Here is a 16,704-nt window from a genome sequence, read left to right on the forward strand (position 1 = left end):
TGAGGTGGCTTTTACGTATATAAGTTTAATTAAAACCATTCATATTGAATACTTCAGTGATCCCGCAATCACGCACAAACTGTTCATCGTGTGAAACTAAAATCACAGCGCCTGTATAAGATTGAATTGCACTTGCCAACAAAGCTTTAGACTCAATATCCAGATGATTTTCTGGCTCATCCAATAATAAAAGTTCGGGTTGAGGAGAGACCTGGCTAAGACCTAATAACGCCACTTTCAGCTTTTCACCACCACTTAACTGAGGCAAAGGATAAGTACCTTTATCACCACGAATTCTGAGTTGGCCCAATAAATTACGCCATTCCACTTCCGGAATATCGGGATTCATCTGCCTTAAATTTTCAATCGCACTTAGTGCCTCATTGAGAAAACTAAAATTTTGATCCAGATAAAAACAGCTTCGTGCCAGAAAGATTTGATCTAGAGGTTGCTGCTTTTGTTGGGCGACCAGTTTCAGTAAAGTGGATTTACCAATTCCGTTTCGGCCTACAATATGGATTTTTTCAGCTGCACTTAAAGCAAGATTCACAGGCTGTGGAGTACCAAAAGGAAGCTGTAACTCTTTAACCCGCAGAATTTCACCAGACTGTGGTTTAAAATCTGGAAATTGAAATAGCTGAGGTTTTATCTTTTCAAGTTGCTGCTTTTGAACTTTTAACTCAGATTGTTCATTCAAAATTTGCCGTTGGTGCTGTGCCTGAACTTTACCTATACTTTGACCAGCTTGTTCCTTTTTAAAGTCTAAAAGCACTTTGGCTTGGGAATTCGAATCACGTAATTTGTTTCCGGCACGTTCCCGCTTTTGTGCTTTCATTAAAACGTCATGCTGCTTGTGCTTCATCTGTTTAATATCACGCTGACTCTGCTGAATTGACTGTTCGAGTGAAGTGACATTTTTCTGATACTGTTCAAAAAACTCCGCATAGTTTCCAGTAAAGTGCTGTAATCCATGCTCATTTAAATAATAAATATGATTAACCTGATCTAGTAAAGTCCGGTCATGACTAATGATCAACGCACCAGCAGGATGTAACTTTAAATACTCTATTAACCATGTCCGTGCTTCACGATCCAGATGGTTGCTTGGCTCATCCAGCAATAAATAATATTCAGGCTTTAAGAACAAGCTACATAAAGCAAGTTTGGTCTTTTGGCCCTCACTCAAATATTGCACAGGAAAGTCCAGATCGGTGGGTAATTGTGCTGAGCTCAACAGTTGCTGCCATTCATGCGGCAAGTGCCAACTATCCTCAAGTAGCTCATAATCCTCGAAACTGGCTGTACCATGTTCAACTTTTTTAAAAGCACGATGTAATTGACTTACTTCGAGTGCTTCAGCAATCGTAGCTGCTTTTAACCGATGCAATTGTGGTAGACAGGCATGATGTATTTGCCAGGAAACTTGGCCTGAGAAATGTGGAGAAGAATGCTGAGCCTGATGCAAAAGCTGCATAAGCAAAGACTTACCTTGTCCATTACGGCCAATTAAAGCGCTGACCTGGGCTTTAGGAAGGGTAAAATTTAAATTCTGAAACATGACTTTGGACGGGAATTCTAAAGTCAGAGTGGATATTACACATGCCTGCTGAGTCATAAATAACCTCATAAATACAGGATGCACAAAATAAAAAAGGGATTTTTTCTAGAAAAGATCAAGCCAGACGATCTATTTTGCACATCAATCTAAAAATAATCGTTGATGAGAAAAATAGACTTACTTCATTGGCGTGACTCACTTATAAGAGAAGGGGAATTTGGACCTTATTTTAATACAAATAAGCTTGCTTAAAAATAGATCAAATTAGGATTTTTTCATCCCTTGTATTGAGGCTGATTTAAGTAAATTTCAGGATTTTAAAATATGAGATGATTGACTTGAAGTTGAACGAGTAAGTTTCATTTACACTATGCGGATAAAGTTTTCTCTATTTTACTTTTAAAGGATTTTTTTATGTCTGAACTCAAGCTCTATATTGCTTTATTGGGTGGCAAGCATGAAAAAGCCAATGTAGAAGTACATGATGTAATTCCGGTCATTAGTTCAGATATTAAGACAGCTTTCCCATATTTGAAGCAGCAATGGTTTGGTGTGCAAAAAGGCCTGCATGTCGATGGCTGGATGATGATCAATGGTGTTAGCTATCAGGATCTGAATTATCAGGTTCAGGTGACGGACACACCTGTAAAACAGGATTTAAAATTATTCCTGATCAATCTGGGTGCTTATGTGCCAGATCAGTTTGGTGAAATCCATAAATATCTGGTAGTTGCTGCTAAAAATAAGACTGAAGCTAAAGCACAAGGCAAGCTGGCCATTGAAAAGACCTGGTTTAAACCTCATACCGATGCCGTGATTGATGTAGATGATTGTTTGGAACTAAACGAAATCAACCAAAAATTTGTGCGTCTGGTAGAGGGAGACTTTGAAGCCAATAGTTTTAAGAATGATTATGTGGTTATTCCTTAATTAAGATAAGGCTACGTAAAGTAGCCTTAGTTTGTCGATTTATTTGTAATGGCCTGAGACTTTCACATAGTTTTGTGCTGAATAAGGCAAGAAAGCTATTTCCTTTTCAGTCAGTGGACGCACTTTTTTGACTGGACTGCCTACATACAAGTACCCACTTTCTAATACCTTATTCGGTGGTACCAGTGAACCTGCTCCAATCATCACATCATCTTCAACAATTACATCATCGAGAATAATTGTACCGATGCCCACTAAAACACGATTACCGATGGTACAGCCATGTAATTTTACGTGATGGCCAATCGTGACATCTTCACCAATAATCAGTGGTGAACCTTCAGGTTTATCCGCTTTTTTATGACTCACATGCAACATGGAATGATCCTGTACATTCGAGTTCTTGCCAATACGAATATGATTCACATCACCACGAATGACAGCAAAAGGCCACACAGATACATTTTCGCCTAAAACAACATCACCTACGATCACCGCCATCGGATCGATATAACAGGAGTCAGCGATTTGCGGGCGAGTATCCAGATAAGGGCGAATGTTTTGGCTCATGTCAGTATCATCCTGAAAGTTTATAAGCATTATAAAATAAAAAAGCACACATTCGATGAATGTGTGCTTTGGCTTTAGTCGGAGCTAATATTGATAATAAATATTAGAACAGGTTGCTAAAGAATTGTTTGATATGATCCAGCATACGGGCAAAGAAACCAGCTTCTTCAACTGCTTTCAGCGCAACAAGTGGTTTCTCAGCAATTACTTTACCGTTTAAAGTTGCCACATATTTACCTACGACCTGACCTGGTTGTAAAGGCGCAGTCAGTTTAGGCTGAACGACCAATTGAGTTTTGATGGCATTAGCCTGACCTTTAGGCATAGTCACGTTAAAGTTTTCTGCAAGACCGATCTGAACTTCATTTTCCTTACCAAACCAGACTTTAGATTTGGCTAGAACCTGTTTAGCAGGCTGAACATTTTTGGTTTCAAAGTTCGCATAACCCCAAGCCAGAAGTTCACGTGTTTGCGACGCACGTTCATTCATGGTTGGTGCACCGAAGATCACTGAAATCAGACGAGTCGGACCACGTTTTGAAGAAGTCGTTAAGCAGTAACCGGCTTCATCAGTATGACCAGTTTTCAAACCATCTACACTTGGATCAGTATAGAGCAGGGCATTACGGTTGCCTTGCTTAATCCCGTTAAAAGTAAATTCTTTTTCAGAGTAAATTGGATAGTATTTTGAACTGTCTTTGATGATGTGCTGAGCCAAAGTTGCCATATCTTTCGCTGTCGAATAATGGCCTTCAGCTGGCATACCAGTCGAGTTGATGAAGCTGGTATTGGTCATGCCAATCCGTTTCGCTTCTTGGTTCATCATATGTGCAAAGGTACCCTCGTTCCCTGCAATATGTTCAGCCATCGCCTTAGATGCATCGTTACCGGACTGGATAATAATCCCGCGCAACATTTCTAGTGCAGTCGCCGTACCATTTAAAGGCACATACATACATGATTCTGCACTGCTACCACGGCACCATGCAGATTCATTCATGCGAACCTGTTCATCTTCAGTCAGCTCACCACTTAATAACTTCTGCTCGATGATGTAACTGGTCATCATCTTGGTCATTGAAGCAGGGGCTAATTTTTCATTTTCATTTTTTGATGCGAGAATTTGCCCTGTCTCGTAGTCCATTAGCACATAAGATTTATTATTCAATTCTGGTGGTGCAGATAAGACAGTTGCTGCAAAGCTAAAACTAGGAATTAATAATAATGCAGCAAGGGCAGTTTTTTGGGTCATTTCTAGTGGGTTCCAATATCTTGATGTAAGCACGAAGAGCCTAGCATTTTAGGACAAAGCTAGGCTGACTTCTATGGGAAACCCGGGGTTATTTCAAAAGTATTGTAAGCAATCACTCAAAAAGTGGATTATTTACTGTAGCTCACCAACTCATTGCAAATGGCCTGATTCTTTTTCTTGCCAGCCTTTTTGGCATCGCTCTGTGCTTCAGCCAGAATGTTACGGAAATCTGACTGTTTTACCATCTGGTTCAGGCGTTCTACCGGATTTTTTTGGCCCGGTAGATATTCAGTCACCAACTGATTATAACCCTGATTGAATTTTGCTTTGTCTTTGACCATGCTTGGGCAAATTTCAGAAAGGACATAAATTGCAGCCAATTCTTGCTTGGTGATTTCCTGACTCGGGGTGACTTCAATATTTTCATTTGCTGCATAAACCGAGCTGCCCCAAAGTGTCATACCAGCAACAACAGATAAACTTAAACTTTTAATTAATGTATGTTTCATCAAAAAACTCAAAAATTACATGTAGAACAATAATTTGTTAGCTTAAAGATATTTTTAAAATTGAAAAGAGGGGAAATGTAGTGAAGCTGTAGAATTATGAAGAAATGTGTAAGAGAAAAAAGACGATGCTGGCATCGTCTCATTTCAGTGAGAAAGACTTTATTCCTGATAGGCTAAAACGTCTTCACACGCTGTTTTTTGTTCGTCTTTTGCAGTCTGTTTTGCACCTTGACGCGCTTCTTCAAGCACAGTCTTATATTCACTGTCTGCCTGAAGTTTTTGATAGGTCATCGATTTGTCTGAGTATTCTTTTAGATAAGATTGAATCAGCTGCTGAATCGTTGTATCGAATTTTGCATTCTGACCAATAATGCCTGGGCATACTTCAATCATTACCTGTGCAGACGCAACATCTTCTTTCACGATCATGTCATTTTCTTCAGCTGTCAAATCATTGGCAATAACTGCAGGAGAAACAAAAGTTGCCAAACTTAAAGCCAAAGCACCCCAAAGAGAGAATTTTTTCATCATCTTAAACCATATGTATTAATGGATATCGTGCTACAAATATATATAATTCCTGAACTAATACAATGAAATGTCCTAGCGAGTCATTTTTTAGCTCAACGAGATTTTGCAGTGAATATATTAATTTCCAATGATGATGGCGTTTTTGCACCGGGTATACAGGCACTGGCGCAGGCCTTGAGACCTTTAGGACGCGTTGTGGTGGTAGCCCCAGAAAGTGAACGTAGCGGATTTTCCAGTGCACTGACTTTAGACCGACCATTAAGACCGATCCAGATTTCTCCCGATGTATGGGCAGTGAATGGTACGCCGGCTGACTGTGTCTATCTGGCCATGAATGGCTTATTTGATGTTGAATTCGATCTGGTGGTCAGCGGCATTAACAGTGGCGCCAATCTGGGAGATGATGTGCTGTACTCAGGGACGGTGGGTGCCGCATTTGAAGGTCGGCTGGCCAAACAACCTGCATTAGCAGTTTCTCTATGTGGGCAAAACGTTCGATCTTATACCTCACCAGAAGAGTATCGCATCGCAGCGCAATGGGTGCATGATTTTATTGCGGCAGGTTTGCCAACTTTGCCTGAGCGTCATATTTTTAATGTGAATATTCCTGATGTGGCTGAGCTGAAAGGAGCTAAAGTGACCTTTCAGGGACGCCGTAGCCAGTCCAAGCCGATTACCAGTCATGTAGATCCACGTGGTCGCCAGGTTTACTGGATTGGGCTATCGGGTGAAGCAGTCGCAATGCCAAAACATAAAGGAACTGAAATCGAGTCAGACTTTTTTGCAATTGCCAATGGCTATGTAAGCGTGACGCCAATTCAGATGGATGCTACAAACTATGACACACTTCACACTTTGCAAGCCCAGATTCTAAACAAAATCTAATGAATGTTATAAGTTTGTGAAAAATGAAAGCTTACAAGTATATTGTAGTAAAACTTTGCTAATCTTACTGGGTTTTTGCAACCGTATAGATGTTAGAGAGGAAGATAATGTCCTTGGTGTCACCGAAATACTTCATTCATGCTTCACCATCCAGCTTCATCAAAACTCTGGTTTTGTCCACTGTGGTTGTTTCCACATTGATTATTACTGGTTGTGCCACTAAACCTCAGGTCAATAATATGACCCGCTATGCCGCAGCGCCTGACTTCTATACGGTACGCTCTGGGGATACTTTGAGTGGCATTGCTGCACGTTATGGTCTGAGCTATATCAGTGTGGCAGAGATGAATGATATTGCTCCACCGTATCGTATTTATGTGGGTCAGTCGATTCGCCTGAAAAATAACACTACTGCTCGCCGTACTACAGCGACTCAACCTGTTACCCAAGCTGCGCCGATTCAGCGTCAAACGATTGCGATTCCAGCGCCAACCACTCCCGCTCCAACAACTGTTAAGACTACGCCAAAACCTGCCACCACTACTTCTGCACCGATTACCCCAGTATCGACAGCAGCGGGATTACGTTGGGTCAAGCCATCAAATGGTCCGGTATTACAAAACTATGATCTGGCTGCAAATATCAAAGGTACCCGTTATGGCGGTAATGTCGGAGATCCGGTCTTTGCTGCAGCAGATGGGCAGGTGGTATATGCAGCAGATGGTCTGAAGGAATACGGTAATCTGGTATTAGTTAAACATATTAATGGCTATATCACAGCTTATGCGCATAACAGTAAATTAAGCGTGAAAAGTGGCCAAAATGTAACGGCTGGTCAAAAAATTGCCGAGATGGGAGCGACTGGTACAACCCGTACTATGCTTGAGTTTCAGGTTCGCTTAGACGGAAAACCGATTAATCCAACAGCAGTTTTACCAAATAATTAAATAAATAATGCAAAACGTAAATTTCACCGTATAATACAATGAGTTGCTTTTATCAAAAGATGAAGCATCTCATAAGTTTAGAGGGGAATTTATGTTAGATCAACTTCGAGCAATGGGTGTCTTTGCTTGTGTTGTGGAAAAGAACTCGTTTAGCGGTGCTGCACGTGAGCTAGGGATTACAACCAGCGCCGTGAGTCAACAAATTCGCTCTTTAGAACAGGATATGGAAGTTGTACTTCTAAATCGTTCTACGAGAAAATTAAGTCTGACCGAAGCGGGACAAGCTTTTTTTCACAGCTGCCAGGAAATGTTGTCTGCTGCTGAGCGTGGAAAGGTTCGCATTAACGAGTTACGTGACGATCTTGTTGGTGAACTTCGTATTGTATCCTTACCGGAAGTATGCGCGAATCATGTGATTCCTGCACTTTCTCACTGGATGTCCGCACACCGTGGCCTGACAGTCCACCTGGAAACAAACAATCATGAGGTTGATTTGTTGGAAGGGCGTATTGATATTGCCCTGCGATTTGACCAGAACGATGATGACCACAACCTTCAGGTTGTGCCATTAATGCAGATTGAACAGATTCTTGTTGCTGCGCCAAGCTATATTAACCAGACCGCAATTATCTCGCGTCCTGAAGACCTGAAACACCATGATGTTTTGCCTTTAACGCATATTAAAAATCATCAGAATTTCAGTTTTCAACATGTGCATAGCGCAGAAAAGGTCGACTTTGAACTAAGCTCACGCTTTAGTACCAATAACAGCCTGGTTGCAAAAGCCATGTGCCTGCAAGGCAATGGGGTTGCCAAGATTTTATATCTTGATGTTAAAAAAGATTTATTAAATGGTTCACTGATTGAAGTCTTGCCTGAATGGAAACTTCCGCCAGTCACCCTTTATGCAGTTATGTTTAATCGAGAACAGCAACCGACTAAAGTCCTGCGCTGTCTGGATACATTGAAACAATATTTTAGCCAGATCTCTGGTGGACGTTTGTTACAAGTCGCATCGTAAATTCCCTATAAACAAAAAAGCCGCTTTAAAGCGGCTTTTTTGTTTTTCAAGATAGGTTTAAGCAAGATAAGCTTTGATCATTTTCACTAAACGTTCGATCAGTTGATCAGCCTGTTCCTGAGTAATGTTCAGGGTAGGCAACAGACGAACAACATTACCTGCAGTCACGTTGATAATGGTTTTGTACTCATCGCGTGCAATATCCACCAGCTCACCACAGTCTTTAGGCAACTCAATCCCGATCATCAGGCCGAAACCACGTACAGTCACTTGATGATCTGCAAGCTGGCTACGTAACTGCTCAACAATATATGCACCTTTTTCAGCGGCATTAGCCACGATATTTTCTTTTTGCATAATATCGATGATGGTATAAACCACGCGTGAACCCAGTGCAGTACCGCTATAAGTCGAACCGTGGTTCCCCGCAGTTAAAACACCGACACCACGACCTTGAGTCATCACGGCACCAATCGGGAAGCCATTGCCTAGACCTTTAGCAGTCGTCAATACGTCGGGCACAATATTGGTGTGCTGATAAGCAAAATATTTACCGGTACGGCCATTACCTGTTTGTACTTCATCCAGCATCATCAACCAGTTGTGCTGATTACAGATCTGACGGATTTCTTCCAGGTAACTAAAGCCTTGCGGTGCTGTATTGACACCACCTTCACCCTGGATCGGTTCAACCAGAATAGCCACGATATCCGGATGGTTAATTGCTGCTTCTTCGATAGCTTCAATATCGCCAAAAGGTACACGAATAAAGCCTTCAACCAATGGGCCAAAGCCTTGTTGAACTTTTTTGTTACCCGTTGCAGACAGGGTTGCCAGCGTACGGCCATGGAAAGACTTGTCGGCTACAATAATTTTTGGTGTTGCAATGCCTTGCATATGACCGAATTTACGCGCAATTTTGATCGCACCTTCATTCGATTCTGCACCACTGTTGGAGAAGAAAACTTCTTCCATGCCAGCGACTTCAGCCAGTTTCTGTGCTGCAGCAGTTTGCCAAGGCACTTCAAACAGGTTGCTGGTATGAATCAGGGTTGCAGCCTGTTCCGCAATTGCTTCAGCAATCACTGGATGAGCATGACCCAAACCGCAAACGGCGATCCCTGTTAAGGCATCTAAATACTCTGTACCATCTTCGGTATACAGATATGCACCTCGTCCTCGGACAAAGCTGATCGGTTGACGACCAAAGACTGGCATCAAATGTGAAGGTTGATCAGTTTGTACCGGAGCGAGGGTAATATTATTCATGACTAACTCTTTACTGTTAGGTGGAAAGAAAAACTTATATAAGCAAAAACTTGGTCAGATTTAAAGGGTAATTGTAAATAAAAATGGATTTATTACTTTAGACGTACTGTTTTTCTCTGTTTTGGGTATAATGCGAGACAGATTAGTTGAGGATTTATCAATGACTGAACAAGCACGCGATACCGAAGCGTTAATTCGTGACCAAATTGCCAAGCACGCAGTACTTCTTTATATGAAAGGCACACCACAATTTCCACAATGTGGTTTTTCTGCACGTGCGGTAGAAGCACTCAGTCAAATTGGTCGTCCATTTGCTTATGTTAATATTCTGGAAAACCCAGATATTCGTGCAACTCTGCCACAAATTGCGAACTGGCCGACATTCCCACAACTTTGGATCAATGGTGAATTGATCGGTGGTAGTGACATCATGCTAGAAATGTTCCAAAAAGGTGAGTTACAGCCTTTAGTAGAACAATACAGCCCAGCACCTGAAGCTTAATCTTTAGATTAAACTGATAGATGTAAAAAAGCGCTTCCGAAAGAAGCGCTTTTTTTATGGGTGAATAGTGAGATAGGGGGGGCAGAATTAATCTTCTGCCTGATCCTCAGATTTTTCCAGTTCTTTTGATTCAGCAACCAAGGCCTCAGCTAAGGTATCTGGATCGGTCTGAACTTCCTTTATAGGCGCCTTATCTTTCTTCTTTTTCTTCTTTTTTTTCTTTTTCTTAGGTTCTTCCTCAAACTCGGCACCATCTTCAATGGCTTGCCAGTACTCGAGTTGTTCCATCACAGCAGCAAAGATCGAGTTTTTGCTATAACGGCCTTTCTTGTCCATAGTCCCGACCGGACGTGCCATCAGGATTTCCAAAGCCTGCGCGATATTATCAATGGCATGAATATGGAATTGACCATCTTCGACTGCAGCAATGACATCTTTACGTAACATCAGATGCTGCATATTTTGTCGTGGAATAATCACACCCTGCTTACCTGTCAGGCCTTGCAACTTACAGGCATCGAAGAAACCTTCAATCTTCGCATTGACACCACCAATCGGTTGTACTTGACCAAGCTGGTTCATGGAACCGGTAATCGCCCAGGACTGGTCGATCGGTAACTGGCTAATCGCAGAAATCAGCGCTGAAAGTTCAGCAACTGTCGCGCTGTCACCATCCACCTGACCATAGCTTTGTTCGAAAGCTAAAGCGGCAGAGAAGTGCAGGGTCTGTTCACGACCAAAATGGGCTTTTAGAAAGGAGGCCATCAATAGCACGCCCTTAGCATGCAAAGAACCGCCAAGTTCTACACTACGTTCGATATCCAGAATATCACCGCCACCTTGATATACAGAAGCAGTTAAGCGTGAAGGTAGACCAAATTCAACATCTGCATAATGAATCACAGACAGCGCATTGATTTGGCCTAGACGATGACCGCGAGTTTCAATCAGTTGAGTGCCACGGGTCAGATCTTGCCAGAATAGCTCACGTAAATAGCCTAAGCGATATTTACGATGATCCAGTGCGGTATTGATATGCTTTTCTGACACCATCTTATCACCCGCTTCGAATGCATGATGATGCGCTTCACGAATCAGGTCGCCCAGCGTTAATGCATGTAGTGACAGGGAACTCTGATCTTCAGCCTGACGGCTTGAGTCGGTCAGCAGGGCAGATAATGCAGAACGGTCAAATGGTAATAATTTATCTGATTGCACATAGTCAGCAATGAGCTGCATATAGGCTTGCTCATTTTCATCATTACGTTGCAGGGTGTCGGTAAAATCGGCACGGATTTTAAAGATACTGCCTAGTTCTGGTTCAAGTTCCAGAATTTCATAATAAATTTCTGGCTCTGCCAGCAGCACCACTTTGATATTCAGCGGAATAGAAGCTGGTTCAATGGAAATGCTACCGGTGAGGGTCAGCATATGTTCTAGAGAAGAAAGCTTGAGATGCCCAGATTTTAGGGCACGTTTCAGACCTTGCCATGCATATGGCTGTTCCAGTAACTGTTCAGCTTCAAGCATCAGGAAACCGCCATTGGCATTATGTAAGGAGCCGGGACGGATCAGCGTGAAATCTGTGGTAATCGTACCATTTTGGGTCAACTGTTCCACATGACCCAATAGATTGTAATGCGTCGGGAAATCTTCAAAAATAACGGGTGTACCGCTATTTGGCTTATGGGTGACAATTACATTGGCCTGGAAGCGCGCTGGTACGCGGCTAAACTGGGCAGGGGTAAAATCATCTTCTTCCTGTTCCAGTACAATTTCGACATTATTAATAATGTCTTCAGCATATTGCTTCAGATAGTGTTCCAGACCATCGACATGCTTGAATTTAGTCAGCATCTGCTCAACGCGTGGCATGACTACCTGTTTGGCAATATCACGATTCAATACTTGAACACGGTCACGCGCATCGTCTTCCAGATCACCCAAATGAAGTCCCAGGCGTTCCAGTTTCTTGTCCATGTAACGCATGTTAGAGGCGATTTCGGCACGATCTTTATTGCTTAAAGCATTCAGATCTTCCTGAGACATTTCCTGTACTTTGTCATCTTTTAGATGAATTGGCACAAAACAATGTTCATCATTACGAGAAATCAGTTTCAGATCGAGTTCTTCACCTTCACGGGTCAGTTCGATCAGAGCGAGTTGCTGTTCATCACCCGTTTCCTGGCGAATCATTTCAATCCGGTTGTGATAGCTTTCCGCAGTGAAACGGCGCTCCAGCTGTTTTAGAATGGATTGCCAGCTTTGGTGCAGCATCGCCTGAAACTTAGGCCCCTGACCGGCTGGAAATTCCAGTGCGATAGGCTGACGAGGATTCTGAAAATTATTGACATAAACCCAGTCATTTGGTGTTTGCATGGTTTTGGCATGTTGCTGTAGCAAACGCTTCACCATGGTGCGTTTGCCGAGTCCGGCAGTACCCACGGCAAAGATGTTATAGCCTGAATATGGCAGGGCAATACCGGCTTCAACCGAAGCACGGGCACGGTCCTGGCCCAGAAAGTTATTCAAAGGCTTGATTCGCTTGGTCGATGCCGGGATTTTATCCGGATCGGCAATACGCGTCAGTTGTGCCGGTTTCAGGCATGTCTTTTCAAGGGTTGGTGTAATTTCGCTTTGTTCAAAGGCTGAGATAAGTAGGTCGGAGCTGATATTTTGTTGAGATATAGTTGTATTACTTGAAATTGAAGAATGAATTTGATCGAGTCTCTGAGTCACTGTTGAAAGTCCAAAACGAAATATGACGTGGATAAGGTTTAAGGTATACAGATTTACTTGAAAAATTCAAGCCAACATGTCAGTTTTGCCACAAAATAAAAAATCGGGCATGCGAGAAATATATAAATTTTGTTGAAAGATACGTTATTAAAGGATTGAATAGCAGCAATTGGTTTTCGTGGAAAATAACAAAGCAATGACAACACAAACGACGGGTTGGAAATCCGCATTTACAGCATTTCTGGATCGACGTGCCCTGATCATGCTGTTTCTCGGATTTTCAGCCGGTGTCCCGATTCTTTTGATTTTTTCCAGTTTGTCTTTATGGCTCGGTGAAGCCGGAATCAGTAAAAGTGCGGTGACTTTTTTCAGCTGGGCTGCACTGGGCTATTCATTCAAGTTCGTCTGGGCGCCACTGATCGATGAATTACCTGTCCCGTTTCTGACCAAAGCTTTGGGTCGCCGGCGCGCCTGGCTGCTGATTGCCCAGATTCTAATCGTGACTGCAATTTCAATTATGGCTTTTTCAGATCCGGCATTGGGGCAGGCACATTTACAGCAGATGGCATTGGGTGCAGTCTTGCTTGGGTTTTCGGCGGCAACGCAGGATATTGTCATTGACGCTTACCGTATTGAGCTGGCCGAAACCCAGATGCAGACCGTACTGGCATCGACCTATAATGCGGGTTACCGGATCGGGATGATTGTGGCTGGCGCTGGAGCTCTGTTTCTGGCGGCATATTTAGGTACAGCCAAAGGCAACTATATCTATGATGCCTGGAAATGGACTTATCTGGCGATGGCGGCGGTTATGCTGGTTGGGATTATCACCACATTGGTCATCCGTGAGCCTCAAGTGGATCGGGTACGTAAAGATTATCAGCGCAGTGATTATTTTCGTCTCGTCGGCGTGTTTTTTGTGGCAGTTATCAGCTTTGTTCTGAGCTATGTCTATTCCGGTGACTTGGTATCGAGTATCACTGAACAATGGGCGATTCAGGATACTTTTGCCTTGTTCTGTTTTGAGGCTTTACGCTTTATCGGTTCAGGTGCTGTCGCTTTCGGTGTGGGTACGATTCTGGTCAAAATGGGTGCTGTGAATAAACAGATGGCATTCGAGACCTGGGTCAATCCCGTAGCGGATTTCTTTGATCGCTATGGCTTAAAGCTGGCTTTAGTGTTGTTATTGTTGATCGGTTTTTATCGGGTCTCCGATATTATTGCCGGTGTGATTTCCAATGTGTTCTATCAGGATCTGAATTTCAGCAAGGAGCAGATTGCTGAAGCTGTGAAAGTGTATGGGGTAATTTTCTCCCTGCTTGGCGGTTTCTTAGGTGGCTTGCTGGCCCAGAAAATGAACATCATGAAACTGATGTTTGTAGGCGCGATTCTGGCCTGTTCAACCAATCTGATTTTTATTGGCTTAGTGAAGTCTGGTGAAAAGCTGGGACAGGTCGAAGTTCAGGTAGGCCAGCAAACCTTTCAGGCAGATACAGATGAAGTCGGTTACTGGAAACTGAATGTACCCACTACTGCCTTCAAAGAGGCCGAACAGATTCAGGTCCGTGCACATTATCTGAATCATCCGGCAGATGCAGTACAAGTTAACCTGCCTTATTTGCAACAGAATGCTTCGAAAGCAGCACAATTACAGCTTTTGCCTGTTACCACAGATAACCTGATCAGTGCCAATGAACAGGAAAATAGCATCGTGGTTCGCGGTCAGTATCTAGGGCCGGATTTAACTGCAGAGCAAAAAATTGTATTAGAGCTGAATGGCGATAAATTCGATGCCAAGCTGGATGAAGGGCGTGTCTTTAGTGCTGCTATTCCTGCCGAGAAACTGATTACGGCACCTATGAAGCAAATCAATGCAAGCTTAATGCAACAGGAGCAACCGATGGTTACCCAGCAGCATTCATATGCTGTGGACTTGTCGCAGACTCAGGCCAATCCGATGGATATTGATATTCAACCGATTACAATTGGAACAGGCGAGAATGTTGAAATTCAAGGTAAGGTGATTAAACCGTATAGTTCATGGTGGCTATATTTTGCAATTATTGTCGATAATCTGGCCGCAGGTCTCGCAGGCGCTGCTTTTATTGCCTTCCTGTCCAGTCTGACCAGTGTGTCCTTTACCGCTGTTCAGTATGCTATTTTTAGCTCACTCATGACCTTGACTCCTAAGATTTTAGGTGGATATTCGGGTACTATAGTGACCAATATCGGTTATCCGAATTTCTTCCTGATGACCACTTTAATCGGGATTCCAATCCTGATTCTGGTCGTTTGGGTGGCAAAATTGCTCGGTGAACACCAAAAACAATCTGTAAATAAGGATGATTAATATGCGCATGCTGCATACCATGTTACGTGTAGGCAATCTGGAACAATCACTCAAGTTCTATACTGAAGTTCTTGGTATGACTTTACTTCGTAAGCGTGATTATGAAGAAGGTCGTTTTACCTTGGCTTTTGTGGGTTATGGCGATGAAGAAAATCACACTGTGCTTGAACTGACCCATAACTGGGATACAGAAAGCTATGACCTAGGCAATGGCTACGGTCATATTGCGATTGCGGTAGATGATGCTTATAAAGCATGTGAAGAAATCAAGGCACGTGGTGGCAATGTTGTTCGTGAAGCTGGCCCAATGAAAGGCGGTGTCACTGTCATTGCATTTGTAGAAGATCCAGACGGCTACAAAATCGAGCTAATCCAGCAAGACAACAACGCACGTAATAACTAAGTGTTATAGAGCGAGATATGTGAAATGTATTCATGTATGGATGAAAATATTCCATCAATCTGAATGCATAACATGGACCCGGCATCTGTTAAGATAGCCGGGTATTTTTTTATCGAATAATAAAATTTTGAGGGAAGGACATCAGATGCTTAAACTGCTGGCATTGGACCGCTTTACGATCTTGCTCTTTGTTATGGTGTTACTGGCCAGTGTATTGCCAGTGTCAGGGCAGGCAGCTGAAGTCTTTAGCTGGATCACGACAGCAGCCATTGCGATCCTGTTTTTCCTGCACGGTGCCAAGCTTTCGCGTGAAGCCGTAATTGAAGGCTTGATGCACTGGAAATTACACACTTTGGTCTTTGCCTTGACCTTTGCACTCTTTCCAATTTTAGGCCTGCTGGCAAAGCCAATCCTATTGCCAATGCTGGGGCAGGAATTATATTGGGGATTCCTGTTTATGTGCTTCCTGCCATCAACCGTACAGTCTTCGATCGCCTTTACCTCAGTAGCTCAAGGGAATATTGCCGGTGCGATCTGTAGTGCTTCATTTTCCAATATTATCGGGATGTTTATTACCCCGATGCTGGTGGCATTCTTTATTCTTGGACAATCTCAGCATGGCTTTGATCCGACAGCATCGATTCTACAGATTACGCTGCTGTTATTGGTGCCTTTTATCTTAGGTCAGTTACTGCGTCCCTGGATTTTCCCAAAAATGCAGAAAATGCCCAAGATCGTCAAGGTATTCGATCAAGGTTCAATTCTGATGGTAGTTTATGGGGCATTTAGCAGCGCGGTGGTGGCTGGACTTTGGCGTGAAGTCAGCTTAAGTACTTTGCTCTTGTTACTGCTAGCATGTTCGGTTTTATTGACCATCGTAATGCTGTTGTCGTTATTTATTCCACGCTGGCTGGGCTTTAATCGTGCCGACCAAAAAACGGTGTTCTTTTGTGGTTCTAAAAAAACGCTGGCTAGTGGCGTACCGATGGCACAGATTCTGTTTATTGGTCAGCCACTTGGCATGATTGTTTTACCGATTATGATTTTCCATCAAATCCAGCTGATGGCCTGCGGTGTGATTGCGAATCTTTGGGCCAAACAGGCGGTACATACAGAAGAATAATTCGCTTATTGTATTTGTTTGCCGTATAATACCGCCCAACTTGTTGTGCTTAGCTCTGACGGTATCCGTCTCGGTGGGCCAAAAGAATGGTCTGTTGTGGTGTTGATCTGCCTGA

General features: G+C 42.9%; 15 protein-coding genes. 8 read left to right on the forward strand and 7 right to left on the reverse strand.

Annotated elements, in window-relative coordinates; genetic code table 11:
- Positions 1-25: 25 nt before the first annotated feature.
- Positions 26-1,615, reverse strand: coding sequence for an ATP-binding cassette domain-containing protein (locus AC4MBN_RS04990; protein WP_491880769.1), 1,590 nt, complete (start codon positions 1,613-1,615; stop codon positions 26-28).
- A 357-nt stretch (positions 1,616-1,972) separates the two neighbouring features.
- On the opposite strand from AC4MBN_RS04990, the gene AC4MBN_RS04995 reads away from it, so the two are divergent.
- On the forward strand, positions 1,973-2,488 hold the full coding sequence (locus AC4MBN_RS04995) for a DUF1543 domain-containing protein (protein WP_419374448.1): 516 nt from the start codon (positions 1,973-1,975) through the stop codon (positions 2,486-2,488).
- Between the two features lie 39 nt (positions 2,489-2,527).
- On the opposite strand, the gene AC4MBN_RS05000 is transcribed toward AC4MBN_RS04995, so the two are convergent.
- The 4 genes from AC4MBN_RS05000 to AC4MBN_RS05015 form a co-directional block, all read right to left on the reverse strand.
- A complete protein-coding gene (locus AC4MBN_RS05000; RefSeq protein WP_491880770.1) occupies positions 2,528-3,058 on the reverse strand; it encodes a gamma carbonic anhydrase family protein in 531 nt (176 codons plus the stop codon).
- A 103-nt stretch (positions 3,059-3,161) separates the two neighbouring features.
- Positions 3,162-4,310, reverse strand: coding sequence for a D-alanyl-D-alanine carboxypeptidase PBP5/6 (dacC, locus tag AC4MBN_RS05005; RefSeq protein ID WP_004782636.1), 1,149 nt, complete (start codon positions 4,308-4,310; stop codon positions 3,162-3,164).
- Positions 4,311-4,438: 128 nt separating this feature from the next.
- The gene (locus AC4MBN_RS05010; RefSeq protein ID WP_004782633.1) at positions 4,439-4,819 is read right to left on the reverse strand and encodes an MCR_0457 family protein; all 381 of its coding nucleotides are present in this window, start codon (positions 4,817-4,819) and stop codon (positions 4,439-4,441) included.
- A gap of 159 nt (positions 4,820-4,978) precedes the next feature.
- Positions 4,979-5,350: an MCR_0457 family protein gene (locus AC4MBN_RS05015; RefSeq protein ID WP_166138880.1), complete on the reverse strand. Its 372-nt coding sequence runs from the start codon at positions 5,348-5,350 to the stop codon at positions 4,979-4,981.
- Positions 5,351-5,458: 108 nt separating this feature from the next.
- Here AC4MBN_RS05015 and surE point away from each other — a divergent pair, with 108 nt between their 5' ends.
- The 3 genes from surE to AC4MBN_RS05030 all read left to right on the forward strand — a co-directional run bounded on the left by surE (position 5,459) and on the right by AC4MBN_RS05030 (position 8,203).
- Complete coding sequence (gene surE, locus AC4MBN_RS05020; RefSeq protein ID WP_166138883.1) at positions 5,459-6,235, forward strand: 5'/3'-nucleotidase SurE; 777 nt, start codon at positions 5,459-5,461, stop codon at positions 6,233-6,235.
- Positions 6,236-6,342: 107 nt separating this feature from the next.
- Positions 6,343-7,182, forward strand: coding sequence for a peptidoglycan DD-metalloendopeptidase family protein (locus tag AC4MBN_RS05025; RefSeq protein ID WP_166138886.1), 840 nt, complete (start codon positions 6,343-6,345; stop codon positions 7,180-7,182).
- A 91-nt stretch (positions 7,183-7,273) separates the two neighbouring features.
- The gene (locus AC4MBN_RS05030; RefSeq protein WP_419363502.1) at positions 7,274-8,203 is read left to right on the forward strand and encodes a LysR family transcriptional regulator; all 930 of its coding nucleotides are present in this window, start codon (positions 7,274-7,276) and stop codon (positions 8,201-8,203) included.
- Between the two features lie 57 nt (positions 8,204-8,260).
- Here AC4MBN_RS05030 and AC4MBN_RS05035 read toward each other — a convergent pair whose 3' ends face one another.
- Positions 8,261-9,472, reverse strand: a complete 1,212-nt coding sequence (locus tag AC4MBN_RS05035; RefSeq protein WP_166138891.1) for an aspartate aminotransferase family protein — start codon at positions 9,470-9,472, stop codon at positions 8,261-8,263.
- A 160-nt stretch (positions 9,473-9,632) separates the two neighbouring features.
- Between AC4MBN_RS05035 and grxD the strand changes: the two genes are divergently transcribed.
- Positions 9,633-9,974, forward strand: coding sequence for a Grx4 family monothiol glutaredoxin (gene grxD, locus AC4MBN_RS05040; protein ID WP_034702064.1), 342 nt, complete (start codon positions 9,633-9,635; stop codon positions 9,972-9,974).
- A gap of 87 nt (positions 9,975-10,061) precedes the next feature.
- Here grxD and AC4MBN_RS05045 read toward each other — a convergent pair whose 3' ends face one another.
- Positions 10,062-12,713 (reverse strand): Lon protease family protein, encoded by a 2,652-nt coding sequence (locus AC4MBN_RS05045; RefSeq protein WP_419374450.1) that lies wholly within the window; start codon positions 12,711-12,713, stop codon positions 10,062-10,064.
- 178 nt (positions 12,714-12,891) lie between these two features.
- On the opposite strand from AC4MBN_RS05045, the gene AC4MBN_RS05050 reads away from it, so the two are divergent.
- The 3 genes from AC4MBN_RS05050 to AC4MBN_RS05060 all read left to right on the forward strand — a co-directional run bounded on the left by AC4MBN_RS05050 (position 12,892) and on the right by AC4MBN_RS05060 (position 16,589).
- Positions 12,892-15,063, forward strand: coding sequence for an AmpG family muropeptide MFS transporter (locus tag AC4MBN_RS05050; protein WP_419374451.1), 2,172 nt, complete (start codon positions 12,892-12,894; stop codon positions 15,061-15,063).
- A 1-nt stretch (position 15,064) separates the two neighbouring features.
- The gene (gene gloA / locus AC4MBN_RS05055) at positions 15,065-15,466 is read left to right on the forward strand and encodes a lactoylglutathione lyase (RefSeq protein ID WP_004782618.1); all 402 of its coding nucleotides are present in this window, start codon (positions 15,065-15,067) and stop codon (positions 15,464-15,466) included.
- A 145-nt stretch (positions 15,467-15,611) separates the two neighbouring features.
- A complete protein-coding gene (locus tag AC4MBN_RS05060) occupies positions 15,612-16,589 on the forward strand; it encodes a bile acid:sodium symporter family protein (RefSeq protein ID WP_005235005.1) in 978 nt (325 codons plus the stop codon).
- The last annotated feature ends 115 nt before the right edge of the window (positions 16,590-16,704 follow it).

It is taken from the genome of Acinetobacter sp. CAU_H_60 (assembly GCF_058599385.1).

What these genes read in the sequence shown, in the direction of transcription:
- AC4MBN_RS04990 (WP_491880769.1), bottom strand. Translation starts at nt 1,615, where the DNA reads ATGACTCAGCAGGCATGTGTAATATCCACTCTGACTTTAGAATTCCCG.
- AC4MBN_RS04995 (WP_419374448.1), top strand. Translation starts at nt 1,973, where the DNA reads ATGTCTGAACTCAAGCTCTATATTGCTTTATTGGGTGGCAAGCATGAA.
- AC4MBN_RS05000 (WP_491880770.1), bottom strand. Translation starts at nt 3,058, where the DNA reads ATGAGCCAAAACATTCGCCCTTATCTGGATACTCGCCCGCAAATCGCT.
- dacC (WP_004782636.1), bottom strand. Translation starts at nt 4,310, where the DNA reads ATGACCCAAAAAACTGCCCTTGCTGCATTATTATTAATTCCTAGTTTT.
- AC4MBN_RS05010 (WP_004782633.1), bottom strand. Translation starts at nt 4,819, where the DNA reads ATGAAACATACATTAATTAAAAGTTTAAGTTTATCTGTTGTTGCTGGT.
- AC4MBN_RS05015 (WP_166138880.1), bottom strand. Translation starts at nt 5,350, where the DNA reads ATGATGAAAAAATTCTCTCTTTGGGGTGCTTTGGCTTTAAGTTTGGCA.
- AC4MBN_RS05025 (WP_166138886.1), top strand. Translation starts at nt 6,343, where the DNA reads ATGTCCTTGGTGTCACCGAAATACTTCATTCATGCTTCACCATCCAGC.
- AC4MBN_RS05030 (WP_419363502.1), top strand. Translation starts at nt 7,274, where the DNA reads ATGTTAGATCAACTTCGAGCAATGGGTGTCTTTGCTTGTGTTGTGGAA.
- AC4MBN_RS05035 (WP_166138891.1), bottom strand. Translation starts at nt 9,472, where the DNA reads ATGAATAATATTACCCTCGCTCCGGTACAAACTGATCAACCTTCACAT.
- grxD (WP_034702064.1), top strand. Translation starts at nt 9,633, where the DNA reads ATGACTGAACAAGCACGCGATACCGAAGCGTTAATTCGTGACCAAATT.
- gloA (WP_004782618.1), top strand. Translation starts at nt 15,065, where the DNA reads ATGCGCATGCTGCATACCATGTTACGTGTAGGCAATCTGGAACAATCA.
- AC4MBN_RS05060 (WP_005235005.1), top strand. Translation starts at nt 15,612, where the DNA reads ATGCTTAAACTGCTGGCATTGGACCGCTTTACGATCTTGCTCTTTGTT.